The sequence below is a fragment of the Paenibacillus piri genome, assembly GCF_004354045.1.
GTDB lineage: Bacteria > Bacillota > Bacilli > Paenibacillales > NBRC-103111 > Paenibacillus_S > Paenibacillus_S piri.
In genome coordinates this window covers 248,996-274,401 of the sequence record NZ_SMRT01000002.1, presented here as the reverse complement: position 1 = coordinate 274,401, position 25,406 = coordinate 248,996, and the positions used below count along the sequence as shown (strand labels likewise).

At 54.6% G+C, this 25,406-nt stretch carries 20 protein-coding genes; 7 read left to right on the top strand and 13 right to left on the bottom strand.

The genetic code is table 11. From position 1 onward, the window contains the following. Nucleotides 1–15 precede the first annotated feature (15 nt). Nucleotides 16–975, bottom strand: coding sequence for a phosphoglycerate dehydrogenase (locus E1757_RS06085; RefSeq protein WP_133225957.1), 960 nt, complete (start codon nucleotides 973–975; stop codon nucleotides 16–18). 24 nt (nucleotides 976–999) lie between these two features. Further along, nucleotides 1,000–1,809 (bottom strand): HpcH/HpaI aldolase family protein, encoded by an 810-nt coding sequence (locus tag E1757_RS06080; RefSeq protein WP_133225956.1) that lies wholly within the window; start codon nucleotides 1,807–1,809, stop codon nucleotides 1,000–1,002. 374 nt (nucleotides 1,810–2,183) lie between these two features. On the opposite strand from E1757_RS06080, the gene E1757_RS06075 reads away from it, so the two are divergent. The 3 genes from E1757_RS06075 (at nucleotide 2,184) to E1757_RS06065 (ending at nucleotide 6,259) form a co-directional block, all read left to right on the top strand. Further along, nucleotides 2,184–3,368, top strand: a complete 1,185-nt coding sequence (locus E1757_RS06075) for an ROK family transcriptional regulator (RefSeq protein WP_133225955.1) — start codon at nucleotides 2,184–2,186, stop codon at nucleotides 3,366–3,368. A gap of 59 nt (nucleotides 3,369–3,427) precedes the next feature. Further along, entirely contained in the window at nucleotides 3,428–4,483 is a 1,056-nt protein-coding gene (locus E1757_RS06070) for a zinc-dependent alcohol dehydrogenase (RefSeq protein WP_165971974.1), read from the top strand. Nucleotides 4,484–4,567: 84 nt separating this feature from the next. Further along, nucleotides 4,568–6,259, top strand: coding sequence for an IlvD/Edd family dehydratase (locus tag E1757_RS06065; protein ID WP_133225953.1), 1,692 nt, complete (start codon nucleotides 4,568–4,570; stop codon nucleotides 6,257–6,259). Between the two features lie 510 nt (nucleotides 6,260–6,769). On the opposite strand, the gene E1757_RS06060 is transcribed toward E1757_RS06065, so the two are convergent. The 3 genes from E1757_RS06060 to E1757_RS06050 form a co-directional block, all read right to left on the bottom strand. After that, entirely contained in the window at nucleotides 6,770–8,917 is a 2,148-nt protein-coding gene (locus E1757_RS06060; protein WP_133225952.1) for an ABC transporter transmembrane domain-containing protein, read from the bottom strand. 498 nt (nucleotides 8,918–9,415) lie between these two features. Then, nucleotides 9,416–10,345: an MBL fold metallo-hydrolase gene (locus tag E1757_RS06055; RefSeq protein ID WP_133225951.1), complete on the bottom strand. Its 930-nt coding sequence runs from the start codon at nucleotides 10,343–10,345 to the stop codon at nucleotides 9,416–9,418. Between the two features lie 101 nt (nucleotides 10,346–10,446). Beyond that, on the bottom strand, nucleotides 10,447–11,925 hold the full coding sequence (locus tag E1757_RS06050) for an amidase family protein (protein WP_425464821.1): 1,479 nt from the start codon (nucleotides 11,923–11,925) through the stop codon (nucleotides 10,447–10,449). 236 nt (nucleotides 11,926–12,161) lie between these two features. Between E1757_RS06050 and E1757_RS06045 the strand changes: the two genes are divergently transcribed. After that, nucleotides 12,162–12,389 carry a hypothetical protein gene (locus tag E1757_RS06045; RefSeq protein WP_133225950.1) on the top strand — a complete coding sequence of 76 codons (228 nt, stop codon included), beginning with the start codon at nucleotides 12,162–12,164 and terminating at the stop codon, nucleotides 12,387–12,389. A gap of 186 nt (nucleotides 12,390–12,575) precedes the next feature. Here E1757_RS06045 and E1757_RS06040 read toward each other — a convergent pair whose 3' ends face one another. The 5 genes from E1757_RS06040 to glgB form a co-directional block, all read right to left on the bottom strand. Beyond that, complete coding sequence (locus E1757_RS06040; RefSeq protein ID WP_133225949.1) at nucleotides 12,576–13,421, bottom strand: HAD hydrolase family protein; 846 nt, start codon at nucleotides 13,419–13,421, stop codon at nucleotides 12,576–12,578. Next, entirely contained in the window at nucleotides 13,418–14,869 is a 1,452-nt protein-coding gene (gene glgA / locus E1757_RS06035) for a glycogen synthase GlgA (RefSeq protein ID WP_133225948.1), read from the bottom strand. Before glgA ends, E1757_RS06040 begins: the two co-directional genes overlap by 4 nt. 65 nt (nucleotides 14,870–14,934) lie before the next feature. Beyond that, on the bottom strand, nucleotides 14,935–16,044 hold the full coding sequence (gene glgD / locus E1757_RS06030; RefSeq protein WP_181956616.1) for a glucose-1-phosphate adenylyltransferase subunit GlgD: 1,110 nt from the start codon (nucleotides 16,042–16,044) through the stop codon (nucleotides 14,935–14,937). A 6-nt stretch (nucleotides 16,045–16,050) separates the two neighbouring features. Next, nucleotides 16,051–17,211 (bottom strand): glucose-1-phosphate adenylyltransferase, encoded by a 1,161-nt coding sequence (locus E1757_RS06025; protein WP_133225947.1) that lies wholly within the window; start codon nucleotides 17,209–17,211, stop codon nucleotides 16,051–16,053. 17 nt (nucleotides 17,212–17,228) lie between these two features. Next, nucleotides 17,229–19,163: a 1,4-alpha-glucan branching protein GlgB gene (gene glgB, locus E1757_RS06020; protein ID WP_133225946.1), complete on the bottom strand. Its 1,935-nt coding sequence runs from the start codon at nucleotides 19,161–19,163 to the stop codon at nucleotides 17,229–17,231. 249 nt (nucleotides 19,164–19,412) lie between these two features. Between glgB and E1757_RS06015 the strand changes: the two genes are divergently transcribed. From E1757_RS06015 to E1757_RS06005, 3 genes are all read left to right on the top strand, one after another. Continuing rightward, a complete protein-coding gene (locus tag E1757_RS06015) occupies nucleotides 19,413–20,540 on the top strand; it encodes a peptidylprolyl isomerase (RefSeq protein WP_133225945.1) in 1,128 nt (375 codons plus the stop codon). Nucleotides 20,541–20,673: 133 nt separating this feature from the next. Then, nucleotides 20,674–21,537, top strand: coding sequence for a class I SAM-dependent methyltransferase (locus E1757_RS06010; protein ID WP_133225944.1), 864 nt, complete (start codon nucleotides 20,674–20,676; stop codon nucleotides 21,535–21,537). A gap of 3 nt (nucleotides 21,538–21,540) precedes the next feature. After that, nucleotides 21,541–22,239, top strand: coding sequence for an RluA family pseudouridine synthase (locus E1757_RS06005; protein ID WP_133225943.1), 699 nt, complete (start codon nucleotides 21,541–21,543; stop codon nucleotides 22,237–22,239). Between the two features lie 592 nt (nucleotides 22,240–22,831). Here the strand turns inward: E1757_RS06005 and E1757_RS06000 are convergent. The 3 genes from E1757_RS06000 to E1757_RS05990 form a co-directional block, all read right to left on the bottom strand. Continuing rightward, nucleotides 22,832–23,587, bottom strand: coding sequence for an ABC transporter permease (locus E1757_RS06000; protein WP_133225942.1), 756 nt, complete (start codon nucleotides 23,585–23,587; stop codon nucleotides 22,832–22,834). Then, complete coding sequence (locus E1757_RS05995) at nucleotides 23,587–24,270, bottom strand: ABC transporter ATP-binding protein (protein ID WP_133226598.1); 684 nt, start codon at nucleotides 24,268–24,270, stop codon at nucleotides 23,587–23,589. The genes E1757_RS06000 and E1757_RS05995 overlap by 1 nt, the downstream gene beginning before the upstream one ends. A 192-nt stretch (nucleotides 24,271–24,462) precedes the next feature. Then, nucleotides 24,463–25,326 (bottom strand): bifunctional 5,10-methylenetetrahydrofolate dehydrogenase/5,10-methenyltetrahydrofolate cyclohydrolase, encoded by an 864-nt coding sequence (locus E1757_RS05990; RefSeq protein ID WP_133225941.1) that lies wholly within the window; start codon nucleotides 25,324–25,326, stop codon nucleotides 24,463–24,465. Nucleotides 25,327–25,406: the final 80 nt, after the last annotated feature.

Below are 25,406 nucleotides of genomic sequence, written 5' to 3'. Positions count from 1 at the left end.
CTTTTGCCGAACTTTTTACAGCTTTTCGGGAATCGGATGCTTGGGCGGCAATCCTTGGCTTAAACGGATGATTTCTTCCGCGCAAAGCAGGCTCATACGCCACATCGCTTCCTTCGTATGCGACGAGACATGGTGGGTGAGCACGCAATTATCGAGCTCGTAGAACGGGTATTGTTGCGGCAGCGGTTCTTTGGCATACACGTCCAAACCCGCCCCGCCGATCGTACGGTTTTTCAATGCATCATATAAAGCTTCTTCATCGACAAGCTGCCCCCGGGCGGTATTGATCAAAAAAGCCGACGGCTTCATTTGGTTTAAAAATGCGGCATTGACGATTCGATCGGTGGCCTCGTTAAGCGGCAGATGCAGCGTAATATAATCGGATTCCGCAAGCAGCTGTTCCATGGCGACGTAGGTGACCCCTGCCTGCTCCGCCCATGCCGTATCCGGAAAAGCGTCATAGGCGATGATTCGCGCATCGAAGCCCTTCACCCGTTTGGCCACCGCTTTGCCGATGCGGCCTGTGCCAAGGATGCCTACCGTTTTCGACCACACCTCGTTTGTTAAAACTTGCGGCGTCCACTGCCCCTCGCGAATCGACCGGTCGAAATAAGGAATTCGGCGGGATACGCCGAGCATTAAAGCCAAGGCCATATCCGCCACCGATTGCTCGTTCGTGCCTGCCGTGATCGTGACGGAAATATGATGGCTCAGCGCATAGCGCCAATCAATCGCATCGTAGCCGACGCCGAAGCGGGTAATCAGCTTCAACTTGTTCCCTGCGGCGATCGTATCCGCGCTCAGTTTATTGGACCCGGCCACATAAGCGTCGACGCCGGCCAGCTTCTCGCGGACCTCCTCCTCCTTCACGCTCCGCGTCGGTTCCGTATAAGCCAGCTCAAAGCCCGCCTCCTGCAGCTGACGAACCGCATCCTGATGGAAAATATCCGGTGTGATAAGCACTTTCAAGGTCATGCGGCTACCCCCTCTCCCAGTCTGTTAATACCGTACTTCTTTGCCGCCGCTTTTGCTTTCGACCGCAGAAGCGTCCAGCTTGGCGATATCGGATAGCGCCTTGTTCAGCATATTCCCAACCTCGCTGGAAATGGCGATAAATTGAAACCCTTCGGCAATCCGCTTGTTGGCCGTTTCCGGATTCGCCACATGAATGCCGGCGGGGATGCCGTGGCGGCTTGCCGCCTGCTTGATCTGTTCGATCACTTCGGCAACGGCAGGGTCGCCGCTTTCCAACTGCGGCTTCAATCCCATCGACGACATAAGGTCGTTTGGTCCGATAAAGCAGGCATCGATGCCCGGAACGCTAAAAATCTCATCGATGTTGCGGACGGCATCTATATGCTCGATTTGAATGATGACGACAATTTCATCGTTGGCTTGCTCGAAATAGGTCGAGGGATCCGTTTCAAAACCGACGGCATGCCGCCGTCCGCCTATGCTGCGGCCGCCATGCGGAAAATATTTCGCTTCCCGTACAACCCGTTCAGCTTCTTCTTTGCTGTTCACCATCGGGACGACAATCCCCCAAGCCCCCATATCAAGCACCCGCTTTATATTCTCTCCCGTATTCCAAGGGATGCGAACCAATGGAACCGTCCGGCTGTTGAACATTGAAGAGACCATTAAGCCCGCCGTTTCAATCGAGATCGGGTTATGCTCCATATCGATGACGAGCCAATCATAGCCGGCTTGGGCCATAACCTCCGACGTATACGGACTCGGAATGGATAACCAGGTCCCTACAGACGGTTTGCCCTCGCGCAAACGCCGTTTTACCGTATTTTCTCTCATCGTCCTTCACTCCTTTTCATAGGCAAGACGCTGCAATATTTGGACAGCGCTTACATTTTGTGTCGCTTCGCCCTAGCTATCTAATTTTGTTTATCAGTTAAACTAAATAAACCCATAACCACATGTTAGCAAACGTACTCGGCAAAGTCTATACATTTAGGATTATTTTCTTTTTTCGGATTCCAGGTCTTTTCAGTGGCGAAATACTGAGCTATAATCCAGTTAAACATGCTGATTGCCCGTCAGCTTGTCGACAACCTCACTTTCCATTTTGTTTATTCAATAAACTATAAATGACCCAAGATTTAAGTCTCGCCCTCTAGTTTATGTGATAAACTATATAATAATGAACAACATTTACACAGGGGGCCTCTATGCTGAAACGCCATATGACCGGTGATGCCGACCTTATCAAACAGATTAATCTGATGCTGGTCATGAACATCATACGGGAACACGGACCGATCTCCAGAGTCGATATTGCCAAAATATCCAGGCTGAACAAAGCTACCGTATCCTCTATGGTCGAAGAGCTGATGGTCAAGCAATACGCCATTGAAGTCGGCGAGGTCAAATCCAAGCGCGGCCGTCGGCCTACGCTGGTCAACTTTAATCCCGATGCCGGCTGCGTGATCGGCATTGAGCTGAATGTCGGTTTTATGACGGTTATACTCGTTAACCTGAACGCTGCCGTATACCGGGAAAAAACGTACTCGATCACCACCAATGAAAAGGAGATCATCGAACAGCTGTATGCGGCTATTGACGAGATCCGTTCCGAGGCGCCGGAGTCGCCGCTCGGCATCATCGGCATTGGAATAGGCGCGGTTGGCATCGTCAATCACAAAAGCGGCACCATGGTCTCGGCCCCTAATGCCGGACTGCGGGACGTCCCGCTGAAACGGCTTGTCGAAAGCTACACCGGCATCCGAACGTTTGTCGACAACGACTGCAATACTTCGGTTATAGGCGAATCTGCGTTTGGAGCGGGCAAGGGGCGAAACCAGCAAATTTTGCTCAGCGTTACCAACCGGGGTATCGGGATCGGCATATTAATCGATGGGAAAGTATTCCGCGGTCAGGATGGGTATGCCGGGGAAATGGGCCATATGACCATCAATATGGAAGGTCCGCGCTGCAACTGCGGCAACCGGGGATGCTGGGAGCTGTATGCGTCGCCGCAAGCGCTCCGCCGCAATTTTATGAAAACGACGGGGGCGGAAGCTTTGCCATCCGTTGACGAAATTATCGCTTTAGCCGACCAGGGCGATCATGCGGCAATTACCGCATTAGCGGAAGTCGGGGAATACCTCGGCGTCGGTTTGGCCAATGTCGTCAATACGTTCAATCCCGAGATCATTATTATCCGCGGCGCTATGGCGAACGCCGACAAATGGATATTGAATCCGATCCGGCGCAGCTTGTCGGAACGATGCTACTTCTATCATTCCACAAGGATTGAAATCGTGCCAAGCCGCTTCGGCAAGCTGGCAGCCTCCATCGGGGCAGCCTGCGACGTGATTTATCATCTCTTTTATTCCTACGAACAAAAGCTGTAGCCGCAGAGGCATACTTGCAGATGCCTCAAGGCATTTACTTGCGAAAGGAAGTTTGTCACATGTCCCCAAATGAAATGTTGGCTGTCATGGTCGACAAGGAACGCGTCATTCAGGTCCGCGCCTCCGAAATTCCGGTCTGCGGCCGCAGCGAGGTGCTCGTGCGTGTCCGCTGTGTCGGGGTTTGCGCAACCGACCTGCATTTATATCAGGGGCTGCAAAATCATCGGGTGAAGTTCCCGATCATACCCGGCCACGAATGGTCCGGTGAAGTAGCTGCAATCGGAGAAGCCGTATCCGGATTTACCGTCGGAGAACGGGTCGTCGGCGAGGTCACGATTCCTTGCGGCACATGCCCCAGCTGCCGCAAGGGCAATTACAACATATGCCCGCAGCGTACGGAGAACGGCGTCTTTGGACGGAACGGCGCCGCGGCCGAATATATCGTCGTGCCAAGCTATGCGCTCCACCCTTTCTCGCCGGATCTTTCCTTCGAAGAAGCGTGCCTGATCGAACCGACGGCTGTGGCATACCGGAGCATCGAGAAGTTGCGCGTGACTCCGGCCGATCACGTGCTGGTCGTCGGGGCAGGCCCGATCGGACTGCTTACCGTCGCTGTGGCCAAAGCGTTCGGTGCAAGCTCCGTAACCTTGGTCGATTTGCGGGCCAACCGGCTGGAGGCGGGCCGCAGGCTGGGGGCCGACCATACGATCGATCTATCTATCGACGATTATAGATCGAAAGCTATGCAAGCTACGAACGGCACGATGTTCAACGCAATTATCGAAGCGTCGGGCAGCGCGGCCGCCTTCGAAAGCCTGCTGAAGATGACAGCGCCGGGGGCAAGAATTTGCCTTGTCGGCATATTTGAACGCAAGCCGCAGATCGAAGCCAATATGATCATCCGCAAAGATTTGGAAATATATGGTTCAGTCTCCAGTCCGAATGTATGGCGTCAAGCCGTTGCGATGGTCGAGCAGGGAAAAATTCCGGTCCGCGAAATTATTACGCATGAGTACGGATTAAACGAATTCGAAACCGCTTTGCTCCAAATCGAGAACCGCGATGCTTCGCTTATTAAGGCAATCGTCAGACCTTCCCCGGTCAGCGAGGTGTAAGAGATAATCTTGTTCGAGAGGTTCGATTGTCAACATATTTTGGAGTTGAGGAATTGAAGCTATTTGAAACGGAGGTTCGTATCCATGGGTAAATCGTATACATCGTATGGCGACCGGGGCTTCAGCCAATTTCTGCGCAGAGCCTTCAATCGCCACTTGGGGTACAACGAGGAAGATTTCGACAAGCCGATTATCGGCATTTGCAATACGTTCAGTGAAATAAACCGCTGCCATGCTCACATCGGCCCGCTGATCGAGGCGATCAAACGCGGGGTCATTATGGCAGGCGGATTGCCATTGGAATTTCCTACCATTTCTCTGGGAGAAATCAATACGAGTCCGACAACGATGCTTTACCGCAACCTGGCGGCCATGGATACGGAAGAAATGATCCGCGCCCAGCCGATCGACGGCGTCGTATTGATGGGCGGCTGCGATAAAGTGACGCCGGCGCAATTGATGGGCGCCGCCAGCGCGGACATTCCGGCCATCCTATTCACCGGAGGCCCGATGGCCAACGGCGAATACGAAGGGCGAACGCTCGGCGCTTGCTCCGATTGCCGCTATTTTTGGCAGGAATACCGTGGCGGCAGCGTTAGCGAGGAAGAGCTGATCAAAATCAACGAGGCGCTAGCCCCGACAGCCGGTCACTGCATGGTCATGGGCAGCGCCAGCACTATGGCCGTCTGTTCCGAAGCGTTGGGATTGATGCTTCCGGGCGCGGCCGCCATACCGGCTACCCATAATAAGCGGCTCGCGGCAGCTCAGGAGACCGGCAAGCAAATTGTCGAAGCCGTAAGACAGGGCCTGAAGCCGTCCAAACTATTGACCCGGCGCAGCTTCGAGAACGCGATCCGGCTGCTCATGGCCGTCGGCGGCTCGTCCAACGCCGTCATCCATCTTACCGCCATCGCCGGACGGCTCGGCATCGAACTGCCGATCCGCCTGTTCGACGAATTAAGCCGAACCACCCCATTCTTGGCTAATCTCAGACCGGCGGGAACATACCAGATGGAGGATTTGTTCCGCGCAGGCGGCGCTCCGGCCGTGCTGAAGGAGCTTGCTCCCCTGCTGCATCTGGAGGAACTGACCATTACCGGCCGGACGATCGGCGAATCGCTGCAAAGCGTAACCATATCGGAAACGTACCGCGATATTATTCGTCCGTACGGCGATCCGCTTCACCAGGAGGGCGGCATCGCCATTCTGCATGGCAATCTCGCCCCCAACGGAGCCGTCATCAAGACGAAGGCCGCTTCCAGGTCGCTGCTCTCGCATCGCGGGAAGGCGGTCGTCTTCACCTCAGTGTCCGATCTGGAGGCGCGCATCAACGACCCGGAGCTGCAGGTGGCTCCGGAAGATATACTCGTCCTGCAAAATGCCGGACCTGTAGGAGCCCCGGGGATGCCGGAGGCAGGCATGCTGCCGATCCCCGAGAAGCTGTTGAAGCAAGGGGTCCGCGATATGGTCCGGATTTCCGATGCGCGGATGAGCGGAACGGCATTCGGCACGGTCGTGCTCCATGTCACGCCGGAAGCCGCGGTCGGCGGCATGATTGCGCTTGTGCGCACGGGAGATGAAATCGAGCTGGATGTCGAGCGCCGTTCCTTGCAGCTGCTGGTGTCCGAGGAGGAATTGGCCAGAAGGCGGAGCGAATGGACGCCGCTTAAAATTACAGGCCGGGGGTACACGAGGCTGTATCAGGAGCATGTACTGCAGGCAGACAAAGGCTGCGATTTCGACTTCCTGCTGCCTGACGAGCCCGAACATAAGTAAAATGGACACGTTTTTCATTCGGATCAGGAAAAGAAAGAACAGGCCGGATCATCAGATCTCCGCCTGTTCTTTCCAATATTATCCCAGCTTGACAAGTCGAACGCTCTTTCGATATCGACATATGCGATCTCTTTATCCTGGAATTGCTGCTCCCGGGTACCATGGTAATAGGCGCCTGCTGCGATGACCCTGTTTTCAGCATCCGTATTTGAAATCAGATGGCCTTCTGTCGCGCACAAGTGAACTCGTTCAGCTTTGCTGAACATCGGGGAATCAGATGGGGGCTCTACCCCACCTGATTCAAGGCCCACCTTAGAGGTAGGGGTCTTAACCCGATAAAGTCGTAATCGGTAAATCAGGGTAACTGTATCAATCGTTCCAAAGATGGGTGCAGATCGCGGTTTGTGCTTAAGAAAAAATAAACTGAAATTGGCCAAATCTTCATCGCTGACGCAGCGCTTGCAATGGATGCCATGGCCGCCTCCCTCCCGCCTCGTCGAACCTGACCGTTCAAATACGCTGCAGCAGCGTACTTTCCAGCGCGGATAAAATTTGCGGATAAGCTGCAATCAACTTATGAAACGATTCTCGTCTTACGGACAGCAGCACCGAAGGCCCTGTCGCTTGAACCGTAGCGTTTCGCGGAACATCCTTGAGCAGTGCGATTTCGCCGAAATGATCGCCGTCCTGCAGAATTGCCACCCGTTTCTCCCCGGCGCCCGGAATCCATTTCAGCACTTCGAACCTTCCGCGCACAATAATATAAAATTTGCTGCCTTCCTCGCCCTCACGAACAACGGCATCGCCCTCTTTGCACATCTCCGTAGTAAACAGCGTGGCGATATCCCGGAGAAGCTCCGGCTCGATCCCGGCGAAAAATGGCAGCTTGGCCAGCCGCTCGACCTCCACCGTCGCGTGAAGCCCGTCACGGGACAGATGAAACCCGTGTTGCTTTTCCCACAGGCTTCTGTACAGCCCATCGAGCTTCATGAGCTCCTGATGCGTACCCGATTCGACAATGCGGCCCTCGTGGAACACATGAATTGTATCGGCGTTCACGACCGAATCTAACCGGTGGGTGACGGAAATTATCGTCTGCCGGCCGCGAATCCGCTGAATGAGCCGGTTGATATCGGCTTCCGTTGCAGGGTCCAGCGCCGATGTCACCTCGTCAAGCAGCAGCAGCTGCGGTTTTCTCAGCAGCGCCCTCGCTAACGAAATGCGCTGGCGCTCGCCGCCCGATAACGATCCCCCTTCGTGGTAGATCATCGTCTCATAGCCATCGGGCCAGCCCGCGATGATGTCATGAATGTTCGCCTGCCTCGCCGCTTCTACCATTTCCGCCTCCGTGATGTCTTCGCCCTCCGGCATCAGATTGTCACGGATCGACGCATTGAACAGAAACGTATCCTGGGTGACCAGCGTGCATGCTTTCCTCAAGGAAGCTTCACTTACATTCGACAGGTCGTAATGGTCGATCGCAACCGAGCCTTGCTTCGGATCGTAGAAACGGGCGAGCAGCTGCAGCGCTGTGCTTTTGCCTGAACCGCTCGGACCGACGAACGCGACATAGCTCCCCGCCGCAATGTGCAAACTGACGTCCCGCAATTGATCGGCATCGTCGGTGTAGCCAAACGTAACCCGCTCCATCCGGATAGAGCGAATGACAGCCGGGAGCTCGGCAGGGTTGGCCGCTTCCGGAACGTCGGGCCGTTGGTCGAAAATGTCTCTGACGCGATTGAAGCTGATCGAGGAATCAATCAGATTCGGAATGAGGAACGACAAATTGGTGGCGGATTGACCGACGCTTATAAACAAAGTAAAAAATGCCATAAAGCCGCCGACCGTCATTTCGTCATGAAAAATCAAGTAACCGCCGAAGCCGATCATGATTCCGTTTAAAATAAGCAGCGCGGTGAGCGGCAGCCGCTCCATCAAAGCGTTCGTTACATGCATGCTCAGCCCGAACGAAAACAGCTCGTGGATTTGTTTCCGGGCCCGAACCATGAACCGCTGCTGCATATGCAAGCCTTTAATCGTTTTATGACCTTTGACCATCTCGTCGATCGTATTGGAAAATTGCTCCTGAGCTTCTTTATACCTGACATTTGCGGTTTCCGCACGCCCTTGAAGCAGCTTGGGCCCGACAAACATCAACGCGGAGCCGGCAATAACGGCCAGCGTAAGCTTCCATTCGATTGTAAACAGCATGAAAAGCCCCAGCACCGCGCTTAACGATTCCTTCAAAAAGAGCGGGCACGATAGACGGATCACCCGTTCCATTGCGGTCATATCCGCGGCAAACCGCATTACCAGATCGCCGACTCTGTACCGTTGATAGAATGGCAGCGACTGCTTTTGCAAATGAATAAACAGCTCGGTTCTCAGCTTACGAATGACTTCGCCGCTCAGCTTGCCGAGTGAGTAATCACCGATTGCGCTCGCGCAGATGTTGAGCAGACCGCCGCAGATCAAAATAATTAAAATGATCACGAATACTTGGAAATTTTTAGGGCCGAACGCCTCGTCCACCAAATATTTAAGGCTCAATGGAGCCGCTACCGTATAGGCGACTTCCACGAAAATGCTTAGAACAAAGATGCCGCACAAAAGCTTATTGGAAGACAAATAGCGCAGCATAGCCGGTATAAAATTCAAACTTATCGCCGCCTTCCGATACCACTAGATTACATCAGTTTCCCGGGACTGTAAACGGCCGCCGCAACGAATCCGTCCAGACAAGCAAGCCAGGTAATGTATCTCCTGCAGGTTTTGTACGCACAAAAGACCGCCCTCATATCAAGAGCAGTCTTTCTGCAGCCGCCTTGCGGCATTATCGGACAAGCGATTGAGAAGTACGCCAAGCGGCATGGAGCGCATTCAGCATGCAGTTTCGCTTAACGGAATTGCTGAACAATTGCCGCCGACCGTTCGCAGAATCCATCAGTTTTTATCCACATCAAAATTGCGTTCGCCGATTTGCACATCCAGCCGATTCGTTGCTCCGGTCATAGCGGATCCGCTATCCGGACAACAGGCTTGTAGGTTATCCGGATCATTGGACAGGCATGCAAAAAAGCCTCCGTCGCCACAACGTGGCTTCAGGAGGCTCTATCGTATCCGAATGATGCATCGGCCTTCGGCAGTTCGCGACGGTTACTTGCCGGTCCCCAGTTCAAATTCCATCAGATCGCGGGCCATCGTAATTTTTCCATCGTATATGTCACTCATACCTTGCATGTAGGCCGCTTCCGCCTCGTCGGTCGCCTGGGGAGCCGGAATATGATGCGTCAGCACCAAATGCTTGACTCCCGCTTTTTTCGCAATTTCCGCCGCTTCCAGCGTCGTCGTATGATATTTGGCGGGATTGGACAGCCCGACCGTCTGCTCCGGAAATTTCTCGATAAGCGCGTCGAGCCACGGCTTGTTATAGGCTTCATGGATCAGCAGATCGATCCCTTTGCTGTACTTGACCATATTGTCAACCGGGATCGTATCGCCCGATATAACAAGCGCTTTGCCGTTATATTCGAATTTATAGGCAAGGGCCGGCGCGACCGGTCTGTGGTCGACCTCAAAAGCCGTAATTTTAATGCCATTCCGGTCGTATACAACACCTTCATTGCTCTCATGGTATTCGATATGCGCCCCGGCATCCGTCGATTTGTTGTAGCTGACACGCAAATTGATGTCGAATTCGAATGATTCGTGCATTTTACCGATAATGCTTTTCGTTGTCGTCGGCCCGTACACGCTCATCGGCACCTTTCGTCCTTCAAACACCCGATCCCCATTCACATGCGTCCGCCAGCTGCTAATAAAAACATCGAAAAAACCTGAATTATGGTCGCTATGATGATGGGTGAACAGCACATCGGATATGCGCTGCGGCATAACGCCCGCCTGGATCATCCGATCGACCGCGCCTGCCCCGCAATCGACCAGAAACGCTTTGGAGCCTGCCAGCACGATAGCACCCGGTTTCGACCGGCCGTAAAAACTGCGTGGCGTACCTGTGCCCAGCAAAATTACTTTCAAATCGTCATGAACCTCGGGGACCAAATAGGGTTGATCTTGTATAAACATGCAGTATCCTCCTTGAATTACTAGGTATTCATAGTTTAGTAAGGAAGCGGCCGTTCTGTCAAATTATTTTTGAACAGGCTTCCTTAATTGATGCAAGCGGCTTAAATAAGCGGCGGAAATCGATGGCGGGTCGCCTGTTCAAATCCGTACGCAATTTTGATCAGTACCGGCTCGCTGAACGCTTTGCCGGAAAAAACTGCGCCGAAGGGGCCTTTCGTACAATCGCCGTCGGCGTCGACAGTCCCTTTCGAGCAATACCCCGCCGGAACGGCGATGAGCGGATAGCCCAAGCGCGCGGCTGCATACATGCCGTCCACATCGCCCGGCAGCATAAGCGCGTCCAATCGTTCGCGGTCCATTACGGCATCGAGCCCTTCCGGAACCGCCGCCCGCCAAGCTTCCTCTTTCTTTCGGCGATAGGCTTCCCCGGTCAGCGTCGTTTCCTGCGAACGGATCAACGTATCTTGCCCGTATCGCAGTGCGGTCTCCGCATGCAAGCTATTGTACGCAATCAGCTCCTGCAAAGAATGAACCGGGACGGAATCCGCCAACCGGGACAAGTATCGGTTCAAGCCTTTTTTGAATTCATAGGCAATGATATCGTTATTCCAATTGCTTGGCTCGACGCGCACCGCGACAGGGTCTATAATCGTTGCGCCCGCGTCCTTCAAGGCCGCGATGGCCGTTTCCATGATGGCGAGTCTTTCCGGGTCCAAATGGCGATAATAATGTCTCGGAATGCCGATACGGGCATGTCGCAGAAACCCCGCATCCAAAAATGGCGTATAATCGGCGAATGCTCGATTCACGCTCCGCAGCGTAGCCGGATCGTTATCGTCGACACCGGTTAAGGCTCCCAGGAGGATCGCTGCGTCCGTTACGGTTCTCGCTATAGGGCCGGGCGTGTCCTGACTGTAAGATATCGGAATAACACCGGATCGGCTGACTAAACCGACGGTAGGCTTGATGCCGACGACATTATTTTGGCAGGCGGGACCTACGATGGAGCCAGCCGTTTCCGTCCCGATCGCTGCCGCTCCCATATTTGCGGCCACAGCGGCGGCCGAGCCGGAGCTCGACCCGCTGACGAACAGCTCGCCGGGACCGTACGGGTTTAACACAAGTCCTCCCCGTGAGCTGTACCCCGCAGGCATGCTGCCGGACATGAAATTGGACCATTCCGTCATATTCGTCTTCCCGAGCAGCACCGCGCCGGCCGAACGCAGCCTGGCTGCGACGAACGAATCCGACGCCGCGAAGGAATCGGCCAATGCGACAGACCCGGCGCTCGTATGCATGCGGTCTCCGGTATCGATATTATCTTTCAGCAAAACGGGAATGCCGTGGAGCATGCCCCGGCACCCTTGTTCCAGTCGTTCCTTATCCAATGCCCTTGCTATATGTACAGCGTCCGGGTTGATTTCCAGGATCGAATTGATCGATTGATCGCAGTTCCGAATCCGTGTCATATAATACCGGACGATTTCCTCCGACGTTACAGAGCCCGCCTCCATTGCCGCCTGCAGCGCCATGATGTCCGCTTCAATGATCCAATCCAGTTTCTGTTCCAGCCGTTCCACTTTAGCAGCTCCTTCTTTATAAATATATAAAGCCGTATAACCAGCTTACCATAACGCTTTGCAGCGCAGCAGGAAAAATTGGCTATAGCCGTCCATTCCTTCAATTTCTTGCGCGATGGGCCGAACGCCTTTTTGCAAAACCGGGTACTAAATGGCCAAGTCCCGCATATACTTAACATCGCGTACAACTTTTTCGGGGGAGCCTGATCAAAAGAGAGAAGGAGCGGTGAAAGCCGATGTGGGAAACGATCTTAAAAAACGAGCAGTGGGAGCTTCAAGCCGACACGGACCGCAAATCGATCCTTTTTAACGTATTCAGCAGCGATAATAGCGGCAATTCCGTTTCGCTGGAGCTGACTCAGTCCGGGTTGTTCGAGCTGATCCACGCATTTTTGTCGATTAATCGCGCGTTGAACAACGAGACGATGTATTACGATGATTTGGATTTGAACCATCCGGATTAGCATGTCGAGTCTTTATCATACATTGACGCTCTTGCTGAGCTGCCCCCTTCCACGACGGTGAAGGTTTTTTTCATTAATCGTTTATAGGAGGCGAACAGACGACTCGCGGCAAACGGGCTGTAACGGATTGCAAAAGGCACGGCAAAGAGGACGGGTTACCGAAGAACCCGTCCTCTTTGCCGTCTGCTACGCCCGGGAGGCGCTCAGCTGCAGCAAATGCTTCGCAACGCCGTCCTCCGTATTGGCCCCGATCACATAATCGGCCGCTTTCTTCAGCGCAGGCTGGGCGTTGCCGACGGCTACCTTGATTCCCGCCGCCTCCAGCAGGCCGATATCGTTCAGATTATCCCCGAACGCAATCGTCTCCTCCGGACGGCAGCCGACACACTGCGCCCAGGCGATCAAGCCGTCCCTTTTATTCGCCTTGGGATGGCTGATCTCCAAAAAATAATGGTCGGCAATATAGGTATCCTGCATAAAATGCAGATGCACCCGGCCTTCGTAATCGCGGCTTACCCGTTCCCGCAGCCCGGCAAGCTCGTCATGATGTCCGATATAGGTGATGATCATCGTCTGCGCAGTCTCCGGGCAGCTCAGCTCCGGCAGCTCGCGAAAGCGAGGATCGTTCGGCCGGCTCGCTGCGAACTGCCGATAGCCGCCAAGCTCGAGCTTCTCATGCAGCACGCGCTCCCGGTCATGCTCGTCCAGCGCGAACAGCAGCGGGCAGTGCCCGCAGGTGCGGCCCAGGCCGATCAGCTCATTGGTCAGACGGCTGTCGAGAAAAGCTCCGCCCAGCCTCTTGCCGGCCACGGGATCGTACAGCAGCGCCCCGTTGTACAGCACAAGCGGATGCCGCCATGGAATGGAACCGGCCGCTTTCCTGGAGCTTGTATAGCTTCTCGCCGTTGCGTAGCTGATGACATGCCCCTGCTCCAGAAGCCGCGTGATTGCGTCCTTGGTCATAGCGGACAGCGTGGCGTCCGGCTGCAGCAGCGTGCCGTCCAGATCGGTCAGTGCATACAAGGGGCTCATTCGCGATCTCCGGCAGCCGGGAAATACGCCAGCTGCTCATACAACGCCGCATACTGCTCGGCCGATTGGCGCCAGCTGAAATCTTGGGCCAATATATTGGCCCACAGCCGCTTCCATACGACCGGGTCGTTGTACAGGCGGACCGCCCGCTCCACCGTATGCAGCATGTCGTGGGCGTTGTAATGGGCGAAGCTGAAGCCGGTGCCCTTCCCTGTCGCTTCGTTATAGGCAAACACCGTATCCTTCAAGCCGCCCGTTTCCCTGACGATTGGGACGGACAAGTAACGCATCGCGATCAGCTGGCCGATGCCGCAAGGCTCGAACTGCGACGGCATCAGGAACAAATCCGAGCCTGCGTAAATTTGCCGCGCCAACGCTTCGTCGAACGTAATATTGGCCGACAGCTTGGCCGGAAAACGGTCCGCCGCCCAGCGGAACAGCTGCTCGTAACGAGGCTCGCCCGTTCCGAGAATGACCCATTGCGCATCGAGCGACAACAGTTCTTCGATGACGCGTTCGATAAGCGGAAATCCTTTTTGATCGACGAGCCTCGTAACCAGCGCGATCATCGGAGCGTTCCGGTTGACGGGAAGACCGAGCCTCTCCTGCAGCTTTACCTTGTTCCGGCGCTTCAAGTCAGCCGAATCGCTGTAGTTGACCTCCAGATGCGGATCGGTCAGCGGATTCAATTCATTGTAATCGATCCCGTTGACGATGCCGTATAGTCGATCCTTCTGACTGCGAAGGAGGCCGTCCATATGCTCGCCGTAGTAAGGCGTCTGAATTTCCTCGGCGTACGTCGGGCTCACGGTCGTGATGAGGTCAGAGTACAACAGTCCGCCTTTCATAAAGCTGGCGCCGCCGGAAAACTCCAGCGCGTAGCCTCCGAAATGCTCGTCTCCCAACGAAAAGAAATCCCGGAACTGCTCCTGACCAAACACGCCCTGATATTTTAAATTGTGGACGGTCATCATCGTTTTCAATTCTGCGTAATCGTCCCGCCAGCTATAATGCACCCGATAGAGCACGGGAATCATGCCCGCCTGCCAGTCGTGGCAGTGGATCACATCCGGCATGAATCCGATATGCGGCAGCGCCTCCAGCACGGCCAAACAATAAAACGCGAACCGCTCCGCGTCGTCTCCGTAGCCGTAGCAGCCTTTTCTCCGGTAATACATTTCGTTGTCGATAAAATAAAACGGAATCCCTTCGTGCACCAGCTTCAATATACCGCAGTACTGCTGCCGCCAGCCCATGCGAACCGTGAACGTGGCGATCGTTTCCATCTGCTCGGTAAAGCGCGCCGGAATATCCTCATACTTCGGAAGAATGACCCGGACATCAAGTCCCTGACCGGCCAGCTCCTTCGGCAGCGAGCCGATGACGTCGGCCAACCCGCCCGTTTTTACAAAAGGAACGGCTTCCGATGCGGCAAACAATATTTTCATAAGTCCCGCCACTCCTTTCATCTCTGCGGCATTGCATCCGCAAAATCCGAATAAAATCCGCCCGGTCAAATCACCTTTGTTTTGGAGGCGATGAATGGCGCCTGCTTGTCGCCCGTAAGCACCCGGCCTCTGCTTATAAATACGTCCTTATCCAAAATGGCATTTTCAATAATGACGTTCTCTTCGATTTCGCAGTTTTGCAAAATGATGCTGTTTTTCACATAAGCGCCTTTGCGGATTTTGACGCCGCGAAACAAGATGCTGTTCTCCACCTTGCCCTCAATGACGCAGCCGTTGGCGATCAGCGCATTGCGAGCGCTCGAATTTTCCATATATTTGGCCGGCGGTTCGTCTTTGATCTTCGTATAGATGAGCTCTTTTTGAAAAAACAGCTCCCGCCATACTTTCGGGTTCAACAGCTGCATGCTGTGCTTGTAATAGCTCTGAATCGTATTGACGATGCCGGTATGGCCTTCGTGCAAGTAGCCGTAAACGCCGAGCTTGCCGATATTTTTCATAATGCCGTCGCGCACAAGATGATCATATCCCTGCGCCAGGCAAGATTCGACCATATCCAGCAGCAGCTCCTTGCTCATGACATACATTTCCAGCGAAATGTTGTCGGTGCGCAGCCGCCCGGAATGATCCTCCATGACTGTAATTTGACCGTCGTCCTTTACAGCCAGCCGGCGGAATTTGGCGAACTCCTCGTCGTCCGCTCGTTTGTACACGACGGTGATATCGGCGTTCTGCTCCAAATGATAGTTCAGCACGGCGTTGAAATCGATATTGCATACGATATGGCTGCGCGAAATGATCACATACTCCTCGCGGGCGCGGTAAAAATAATCGCGGTGGCTGTAAAATTGGAACAAATCGCCCCGCGACATGCCGGTCGTTTCATTCAGAATCGCCGGCAAAATAAACAGTCCTCCGCGCTTGCGGTCCAGATCCCATTCCTTGCCCGAGCCCAAATGGTCCATCAACGACCGGTATTTATGCTGGGTGAAAACCGCCACATTGTCAATCCCCGAATTTACCATGTTCGAAAGCGAAAAATCGATCAGCCGGTAGCGCGCGCCGAACGGGACCGATGCCACGCAGCGGGAATAGGTCAGCTCTTCCAAATCATCCGGCTCATTCACCAAATTAATAACGCCCATCATTCGTTTCATACGAGCTCACCCCTTCAAGTTGGCCATCGTTGCCAGACTGATATGCTCATTGCTGCCGATTAATATGATGTTCGGCTGCTCGGGCTCGCCGATCACGCAGCCGTCTTCAATGACTGTCCCTTCGCCGATGATCGCTTTAAAAATTTTCACATTGCTTCCGATTTGCACATTCGGCATAATGACCGAATCTTTGATCGAGCTGCCCTCCCCGACCGATACGCCGTAGAACAGCACCGAATGATCCACCTCGCCGAAAACGCTGCAGCCTTCGTTGACGAGCGAACGGCGAATTTGAGCGGTTGGCGCGATGTACTGTCCGGGCTGACACGGATTGACGGAATAAATGCGCCACTCCCGGTCGTTCAAGTTAAAGGCGGGATCGTTTTCCAGCAGGTCCATGTTCGCTTCCCACAAGCTTTCGATCGTCCCGACATCTTTCCAGTACCCTTTGAACGGATAGGCCATCATCCGCTTGTTTTCCTCCAGCATGAGCGGAATAATATCTTTGCCGAAATCTTTGCTGGAATTCGGATTGTTCTCGTCCTTCGTCAAAAATTCCTTGAGCGTTTTCCAATTGAAGATGTAAATTCCCATTGAGGCCAGGTTGCTTTTCGGTTCTTTCGGTTTTTCCGCAAATTCCGTTATCCGGTCCTCGTCATCCGTGCTCATAATACCGAACCGGCTTGCTTCCTCCCATTTGACTCCGATGACGGCAATCGTCGCGTCGGCTCCCCTGCTTTTATGAAAGTCGAGCATCCGATCGTAATCCATCTTGTATATATGATCCCCGGAAATGACAAGCACGTACTCCGGGTCGTACTGCTCGATGAACGACACGTTGCGGAAAATCGCGTTGGCTGTACCGCTGTACCAGTCCCCGCCTTTTTGTTCCATATAAGGAGGCAGCACGGTCACGCCGCCGTTTTTACGGTCAAGATCCCATGGCGCGCCGATGCCGATATACGTGTTCAGCACTAACGGCTGGTACTGTGTAAGCACCCCGACCGTGTCGATTCCGGAGTTGGTGCAGTTGCTTAGCGTAAAATCGATTATGCGGTATTTGCCTCCAAAATGAACCGCAGGCTTCGCCAATCTGCTTGTCAAAACGCCCAACCGTCTGCCTTCGCCCCCTGCAAGCAGCATAGCTACACATTCCTTTTTCCGCATCGTTGCCGACCCCTCTCCTAAATTCTTATGCTTCGATCCTTCTTGGCCAATCGCTTGATCCGGTCCGGCTTCAATACGACCGCCGCCAGCGGAGGAACCGTCAGCCGCAGGCTGAACGGCTGATAATGCCAGGACACGGTTTCTGTCCGTAAACTCCCCTCGTTCCGCTGGCCTGAGCCGCCATACACAGCCAAATCACTGTTAAAGCACTCCTTGTACTCGCCCGGCAGCGGAACGCCGATCCGGTAATCAAAGTGAGTAACCGGAGTAAAATTGCATACGATAATTAAAAAATCGTCCGGATCCCGCGACTTGCGCATAAACGTAACGACGCTCTGATTGCTGTCGTGCGGGTCGATCCAGGAAAAGCCGTCGGATTGATGATCCAGCTCCCATAGAGATTTTTGCCGTACATAAAAGCGGTTCAGCTCGCGCACGTAACGATGCATGGAGCGGTGGCTGTCGAGTTCGAGCAGCTCCCAATCGAGATCCTCCAAATCTTTCCACTCGTCGAACTGACCGAATTCGGAGCCCATAAACAGCAGTTTTTTGCCCGGATGCGCCATCATGTAGCCGTACAGCACGCGTAAATTGGCAAATTTTTGCCAGTAATCGCCCGGCATTTTGTTCAGCAGCGATTTTTTGCCGTGCACGACTTCGTCATGGGACAAGGGCAGCACGTAATTTTCCGAAAATGTATACATAAAAGAAAATGTCAATAACTGGTGGCTGCCGCGCCGGAAATACGGGTCGAGCTCCATATACTTCAGCATATCGTTCATCCAGCCCATATTCCATTTGTAATTAAAGCCGAGACCTCCGGCGTAGACGGGCGCCGTGACCAACGGCCAGGCCGATGAATCCTCGGCCATCATCAACGCCTGGGGATAGCTGGTGAACACGGAATGGTTCAGCTTTTTGAGAAAAGCGATCGCCTCCGGGTTCTCGTCCCCTCCGTGCTCATTGTTGACCCATAGCTCCTTCGGCTTGCCGAAGTTCAAATAAAGCAGGCTGGCAACCGCATCGACGCGAAGTCCGTCGATATGATACATATCCATCCAAAACAGAGCATTGGAAATGAGGAAGCTGACAACTTCCGGCTTGGAAAAGTCAAAGGCAAGCGTCCCCCATTCGGGCTTTTCGGCCAGCCTGGGATCGCCGTGCTCGTACAGCGCCTGCCCGTCAAACTGCCGCAGCCCGTGAGCGTCCTTCACAAAATGACCCGGCACCCAATCCATAATGACGGCGAGTCCGGCCTGATGACAGCGGTCCACCAAATACATAAAGTCTTTCGGCGTGCCGAAGCGGCTCGTGACCGAATAGTAGCCTGTCGCCTGGTAGCCCCATGAGCGGTCATACGGATGCTCCGCCAACGGCAGCAGCTCCAGATGCGTATATCCCATATCCGCCACATAATCGACCAACTCGTCGGCAAGCTCGCGGTACGTATAGTACCCGCTGTCCGGCTTCTTCTTCCATGTTCCGAGATGCGCCTCATAAATGTTCATCGGCCTGTTGTACGAGGAGCCGAAGCGCCTGCTCTCCTGCCATGCCTGATCGTTCCAATCGTAGCCATGCAGATTGTAAACGCGGGACGCCGTGCCCGGCTTCAGCTCGGAATGAAAGGCGTACGGGTCCGCCTTCGCGAGCAGCGTACCGTCTTCGGTCACAATTTCGAACTTGTAATGATCGCCTTCCCGCACATGCGGAACAAATAAATGCCACACTCCCCATGTGCTTACCCTGTTCATGATGTGCAAGCCGCCGTTCCAAGCGTTGAAATCGCCAACGACCCGAACTTCCTTGGCATGTGGCGCCCAGACGGCAAACCTTGCGCCGGCGCAGCCTTCCTGTTCCGCCAAATGGGCCCCGAACAATCGGTAGCTTTGGTACAAGCTCCCTTCGTGAAACAGGAACAGCTCTTCCGGTCCGGGGATTAAATTGTCGTTCATCGCAAACATCCCCTTATGGTCTCATTATTCAGATTTTTCTTACAAATGACAAATACTACATCGCACCCGCAAAATCCTTTCGCTCACGCAATTTTTTATTGATCTGACGCGGATTCCAGCTATTGATCAGGCAATTTTTCGACGTGAAAAAAAGGATTTTGTCAGGTTAAGGCGGAATATATGTAGTCGGGCCTCGGCAAGGTCTGCGAAAACGGATAATTTTGGAAAAGAAAGGGTGGTCTGCGATTTATGAACGATAAATTAAAAGGGCTTGTACTCGGTTTGTCGATCGGCGTCATGATGACCGGTTCGATTGCTTATGCCAGCGGAACACAGATTGAAGTATATTTTAAAAACATCAAATATATGTTTGATGGCCACCAGAAAAAAACGGCGGAAGAAAGCTTTATTTACAACGGGACTACATACGTGCCGCTCCGGTTCGTGAGCGAAGCGCTGGGCAAGGAAGTGCAGTGGGACGGCGACAGCGAAACGGTATGGGTCGGCCGCAAAGTCGACCTCGAGACAACGGCGGCTGTTTATAAAGGCGGCAAGGTGACGCTTGGCGAGCTTGAGAAATATATCGCCGTCAACGATCTGCTCGGCGGGCAGGCGCCAACGGCGGCGGAAGATGATGACGCGAGCTATAAATCCGTCATGCTGCAGCAGCTGATCGCCAATAAAATATGGTCAGGCCGGATCAACAGCGATCAGATGGAATCGGTGCCGGGAGCGCTGTCCAAGCAGATGAAATCGACAAAAGCTTTGATCGACGAGCTCCGCGGCGGGCAGGATGCCGCCGTCTTCCTGCAGCGGTACCGCTTGACGGAGGAGGATGTGCGCAGCCAGCTGGAGCTGATGATCAGCGCCCAGAAAGCGCTTGGCGGGCCTGCGGAAAAAGCTTACGACCGTGAGGTTGCCGCCAATAACACCGATTATTTGGCAGCGTCCGTCAGCCACATTCTTATCAGCTCGAAAGACGAAGAAGGTGTGGACCGCACGAAGGCCGAAATCGACAAGAAGCTGGTCGAGGTGCAGGACAAGCTGCGCGACGGCGAGAATTTCGCCAAAGTCGCGGCGCAATATTCCGAGGACCCGGGCTCGAAGGATAAAGGCGGCTACTATGAAAATGTGGCGGTAAGCGACTGGGTGCCCGAGTTTAAAAAGGCGGCGATCGAGCTGCCCGTCAAATTGATCGGCGGGCCGATTCAAACGCAATTCGGCTACCATATCATACGTGTGGAATCGCGCGGCTATCCGCCGTTCGTACAGGCGCCGAACAGCATTAAACAGAAGCTTATCAACTCAAGCTACGAGCAGTTTTTGAGCAACGAGCTGCCGAACTTGATCGAAAGCGTCAATCTTCCGAAAAAATGACGTATCCTGGGCCGGGGCGATCCCCCGGTCTTTGCTTTGTCCGCGCAGCCGCTTTTTTCCGGTCTATATTTCGTGTACAATAGATAGGATTATACATCTGCCATTCGGATATTGATAAAAGGAAGGTAACGTCATGTTTGCAGCACACGATTGGAAAGATTATGAAGTCATCGATACCGGCGGGGGCGAAAAGCTGGAACGTTGGGGCGATATCGTACTGCGCCGCCCCGATCCGCAAATTATATGGCCCATCGCCAAGGAAAGCGGACGGTGGACGAGCCCGGACGCCCATTACCACAGAAGCTCAAGCGGCGGCGGCGAGTGGGAATACAAGAAGCCGCTGCCTGAACGTTGGACGATCTCCTACGATAAATTGTCGTTTCATATTAAGCCGACCAGCTTCAAGCACACCGGTTTATTTCCGGAGCAGGCGGCCAACTGGAAATGGATGATCGATAAAATTCAGGGCTCGGGACGTAAAATCCGCGTGCTCAATTTATTCGCTTATACCGGCGGCGCTTCTGTCGCCTGCGCTTACGCCGGCGCCGAGGTGTGCCATGTGGACGCCTCCAAGGGGGTCGTGCAGTGGGCGAAGGAAAACCTGCATTTGTCCGGCCTCGGCGAGCGTCCGGTCCGGTTCATTACGGACGACGTCTTCAAGTTCGTCCAGCGGGAGCAGCGCCGCGGCAGCCAGTACGACGCGATCATTATGGACCCTCCTTCCTACGGCCGGGGGCCGAGCGGGGAAACGTGGAAGCTGGAGACGAACCTGTTTCCGTTCGTGGAGTCGTGCATGCAGATTTTGTCGGACCGGCCGCTTTTCTTTCTGATCAATTCGTATACGACGGGCATTTCCGCGACCGTGCTTAAAAATATTTTGGCGATGTCGCTCGGCAGCAAATATGGCGGCAATCTCATTTGCGGAGAAATCGGACTGCCGATTACGGCATCCAAGCTCATGCTGCCCTGCGGCATCCTGGGCCGCTGGGAGGCCTAGGCAATGGCACAGACAGCCGTTCCGCCCGTCCCCGTACTGTATGAGGATAACCATGTCATCGTCGTCGTCAAGCCGGTGAACGTGCCGACGCAGGAGGACGACTCCCGCGATCCCGATCTGCTGACGATGATCAAGCAGGATTTGAAGCACCGGCATCATAAGCCGGGCAACGTATATCTGGGCCTCGTGCACCGGCTGGACAGGCCGGTCGGCGGGGTCATGGTGTTCGCCAAGACGTCGAAAGCGGCTTCGCGCCTTTCCGATGCGGTTCGGACGCGTACCATCCGCAAGCGATATACGGCCGTCGTCAATGGTAAGCCGAAGCAGCCGCAGGGAACGCTGACGCATTACTTGCTGAAAGATACCAGAATGAATATGGTATCCGTCGTCACCCCGGACAAACCTGGCGCCAAGGAAGCCGTATTGGACTACCGGGTTGCGGGTCAGCTGGACGGGCTGTCGCTCGTCGAAATCGAGCTGCATACCGGCAGGCCGCATCAAATCCGCGTCCAATTCGCGGCCATCGGCTGTCCGTTGGTCGGCGACCAGCGCTACGGCGCGCACCTGACCAGGCCCGGACAGCAGATCGCGCTCTGGTCGACTGCGCTCAGCTTCGATCATCCGGTAACGAAAGAGACGCTGAGCTTTACCTCAGCGCCTCCTGCGGAGTTTCCGTGGTTATTATGGAACGGCCGCTTTTGAACGGCCGGAGCGACCAACGTCGCGATTATGACCGGCATATGCGCCGCACTAAGGAAAGCCTGACTCTGACAGACACCGGAGCGCTTATTTGCGGTTAAACAAACGGTTTTACAAGCTTACGGACCCAGGAGACGTTATTTCGCCGAAAATGGGGCAAATGGGCACCTGGCGCGCCTCATAACGTTTCTTGTGTCCGTTACAATTTCAATTTGACGGAATCGCGGCAAATAACGTCATCTCGGTCCGATTCATCTATAGCTTTTAGCAAAGATCGGTCCCAAAGCCAATTGTCCCCGTTTAGAGATTGATTTAAAGCATAATAAGAACCTTCAATTCCACATTATCGGTGGAAATTGAAGGTTCTTTTGCATACAGTTTGGGGTTCTTTCGTTCAGGTGAACCCTTTTCGGCGCGTTCCGCTGCAGGAGGTCTGTTCGCCAATTGCCGGTTGCTTCTGGCGCATGGCGCTGGCCGCCGATTCGCCGGTTGTTTCTGGCGGCACGGCTCTCTTCGCCGATTCGCGGCTGCTTCTGGCACACGGCGCTGGTCGCCGATTCGCCGGTCGCTTCAGATGCCTGCGCGCAGGCGTGATCTACATTTCCCCGGCGCGCAGCATTTCATCCTCAGTAAACCACAGCTTATAGCTGATCATGCTGAGTAAAATACTTGAGATGGCGGCCGCAGCAATAATCGTAAAGATGATCAAAATCTGGTAGCGCACCGCTTCCACCGGATTCGCTCCGGCAACGATCATTCCCGTCATCATGCCGGGCAGCTGCACAAGCCCCATTGTCTTCATTCCGTCGATCGTTGGGATCATGCTCGCTTTGACGGACCGTTTCAGCGATTCCTGAATCGCCTGCCGCGCCGTTGCACCAAGCGCAAGCAGCGTTTCAATCTCGCCTCGCGATGTATGCATCTCGCGCTTCATCTGATTCAGAAACAGTCCGGATACGACCATCGCATTGCCGATAATGATGCCGCTGACCGGGATGATATATTGCGGCGTCGGCTCGATAATGCCAAGCGCGAGAAGCAGCCCCATCGTTAACGCCTCTGTCACGCCGATCGCCGCGATAATCCGCCAGCGGATGCCGGTCAGCCCTTTGGCCCGGCCGCTTGCGTTCCATGACGCGACGAGGATCATTGCGCAAAGAATGAGCACAAGCAACACCGGATTTTGCGCGTTAAATACAAACTGCAGCACGTAACCGACCAGCAGCAGCTGAACGGCCGAACGGATCGTGCCGATCAAAATGTCTTTCTCCAGATCCAGCTTCTGCCACATCGATACGAGAATCGTGATGACAATAAAAACAAGCGTGCAAGCTAACGCGAGATTGGACATCAGTCTTCGCCCACCTCCTGCCCAATTTGCAAAAACCGGGCGGCCTCCGCCGTCCCCGGCCTTGTAAAAAAGCTGACGCTATCGCTCTGCTCCAGCAGCGTATGCTGCGCCATGAACCAGACGCGGCTGCTGGTCTGCCGCGCCTGCTCCAAATCATGCGTCACCCAGATCAGCGTACCCGCTTCCTTGCGATGCCACTCCGTCAGCAGCTCCTGCACCGCCTGTCTGCTGCGCAGGTCGAGCGAAGCGGTAATTTCGTCCAGCAGCAGCACCTCCGGCTTCAGCAGCAGAGAGCGAACGAGTGCCACGCGCTGTTTTTCGCCGCCGGACAAATCCGCCGCCCGCTTGCTCCAGTCCATCCCGCCAAGGCCCGTCTTGTCCATCAGCTCGGCCGCCAGCTTCCGATCGAACGGCTGGCGATGCAGAAAGCTGACCTTGCGCAGGTTGTCCTCAACGCTCCCCGGCAGCATAACCGAATGCTGCGCCACGTAGCTCACCTTCATCCGCCAAGCGTGCGGCGGCCCGTCGCCGGCAAGCTTGCCGCGATACCGGATCGTCCCTTCATCCGGCACATCCAGCAGACCGATGATACGCAGCAGGGTGCTCTTCCCTTGGCCGGATACACCGAGCACAGCGATTACGGCAGGCTCCGTAACCGCTGCCGTGACGCCTTCAAACAACATATTCCGTTCGTTCCGGACAATCGTTTTCTTCAATCCGTGCAAGTCCAGAATCGCATTCCCGCGCACGGCTCTCCCTCCGATCCAACTCCTCATCATATGACTGCGAATTCCATTATACCTTAAATGGCGATTAGAGACTGTCGATGAACTGCGGGAAACATCATATAGAGTTACCCGCCGCAGCGTTCGCACCTAAGCCATGATTGTCTGTGCACTCGCGGCGTTTTCCGCCGCGTCGACCGTATGCCGGAGCAGCATGGCGATCGTAACCGGCCCTACCCCGGCGGGCACCGGCGTAATCGCGCTTGCCCGCTGCAAGCAAGCATCGTAATCCACATCGCCGATGTTGCCTTTGTTATAGCCGGCGTCGAGGATGACGGCGCCGGGTTTTATCCAATCTCCCTGGACAAACCTGGGCCTGCCCACGGCAGCGACGACGATATCCGCAGACCGGACAATTGAAGCCAGCTCCTGCGTTTTGGAATGGCAGATCGTTACGGTCGCATTGCGGTTCAGCAGCAGGAGCGACACCGGCTTTCCGAGAATCGGGCTTCTTCCGATGACGACGGCATGCTTGCCCTCGATAGGCAATTGATACGCATCAAGAATTGCCATTATCGCCGCAGGCGTGCAGGACGGGAAAGCGCCGAAGCCGAAGGCCGTCTGGGCGAACCCGAGCGTCGTCACGCCATCCACGTCTTTTTCCAGGCTTATCGCGTCGAAGGCGGCCCGCTCATCGATGTGCGGCGGTACCGGGTGCTGCAGCAATATCCCGTGCACGAGCGGGTCCTCGTTCAGCTGCCGGATGACATCGAGCAGCTGCTCCGTCGACGTCTCGCGATCCAAATGGATGCGCCGCGAAACCATGCCGAGCCGCTTGCAGGCGCTCCCTTTCATCCGTACATACGTCTCGGAGGCCGGATCGTCGCCGACCAGCACGGTCGCAAGGCACGGAACGACCTGCCGCTCCGCCAGCCGTAATACACGCTGTGCCAATTGCTCCTTGATCGTGTCCGCTACCCGGGCACCGTCTAAAATGATCGGATTTGTTGTCATGTTCTTCCAATCCTTTCCATAAAATAGTGTGAGCAGCTTGAAACAACGAATGACACACGACTTACTTAGTCGTATTGTGC

Bases quoted from the DNA above. Each gene is read 5' to 3' on its own strand.
- E1757_RS06065 (WP_133225953.1), top strand. From the start codon at position 4,568: ATGGGTAAATCGTATACATCGTATGGCGACCGGGGCTTCAGCCAATTT.
- glgD (WP_181956616.1), bottom strand. From the start codon at position 16,044: ATGAAACGAATGATGGGCGTTATTAATTTGGTGAATGAGCCGGATGAT.
- E1757_RS06080 (WP_133225956.1), bottom strand. From the start codon at position 1,809: ATGAGAGAAAATACGGTAAAACGGCGTTTGCGCGAGGGCAAACCGTCT.
- E1757_RS06005 (WP_133225943.1), top strand. From the start codon at position 21,541: ATGGCACAGACAGCCGTTCCGCCCGTCCCCGTACTGTATGAGGATAAC.
- E1757_RS06015 (WP_133225945.1), top strand. From the start codon at position 19,413: ATGAACGATAAATTAAAAGGGCTTGTACTCGGTTTGTCGATCGGCGTC.
- E1757_RS06040 (WP_133225949.1), bottom strand. From the start codon at position 13,421: ATGAGCCCCTTGTATGCACTGACCGATCTGGACGGCACGCTGCTGCAG.
- E1757_RS06000 (WP_133225942.1), bottom strand. From the start codon at position 23,587: ATGTCCAATCTCGCGTTAGCTTGCACGCTTGTTTTTATTGTCATCACG.
- E1757_RS06025 (WP_133225947.1), bottom strand. From the start codon at position 17,211: ATGCGGAAAAAGGAATGTGTAGCTATGCTGCTTGCAGGGGGCGAAGGC.
- E1757_RS06075 (WP_133225955.1), top strand. From the start codon at position 2,184: ATGCTGAAACGCCATATGACCGGTGATGCCGACCTTATCAAACAGATT.
- E1757_RS05995 (WP_133226598.1), bottom strand. From the start codon at position 24,270: ATGTTGTTTGAAGGCGTCACGGCAGCGGTTACGGAGCCTGCCGTAATC.
- E1757_RS06010 (WP_133225944.1), top strand. From the start codon at position 20,674: ATGTTTGCAGCACACGATTGGAAAGATTATGAAGTCATCGATACCGGC.
- E1757_RS06045 (WP_133225950.1), top strand. From the start codon at position 12,162: ATGTGGGAAACGATCTTAAAAAACGAGCAGTGGGAGCTTCAAGCCGAC.
- E1757_RS06055 (WP_133225951.1), bottom strand. From the start codon at position 10,345: ATGTTTATACAAGATCAACCCTATTTGGTCCCCGAGGTTCATGACGAT.
- glgB (WP_133225946.1), bottom strand. From the start codon at position 19,163: ATGAACGACAATTTAATCCCCGGACCGGAAGAGCTGTTCCTGTTTCAC.
- glgA (WP_133225948.1), bottom strand. From the start codon at position 14,869: ATGAAAATATTGTTTGCCGCATCGGAAGCCGTTCCTTTTGTAAAAACG.
- E1757_RS05990 (WP_133225941.1), bottom strand. From the start codon at position 25,326: ATGACAACAAATCCGATCATTTTAGACGGTGCCCGGGTAGCGGACACG.
- E1757_RS06070 (WP_165971974.1), top strand. From the start codon at position 3,428: ATGTCCCCAAATGAAATGTTGGCTGTCATGGTCGACAAGGAACGCGTC.
- E1757_RS06085 (WP_133225957.1), bottom strand. From the start codon at position 975: ATGACCTTGAAAGTGCTTATCACACCGGATATTTTCCATCAGGATGCG.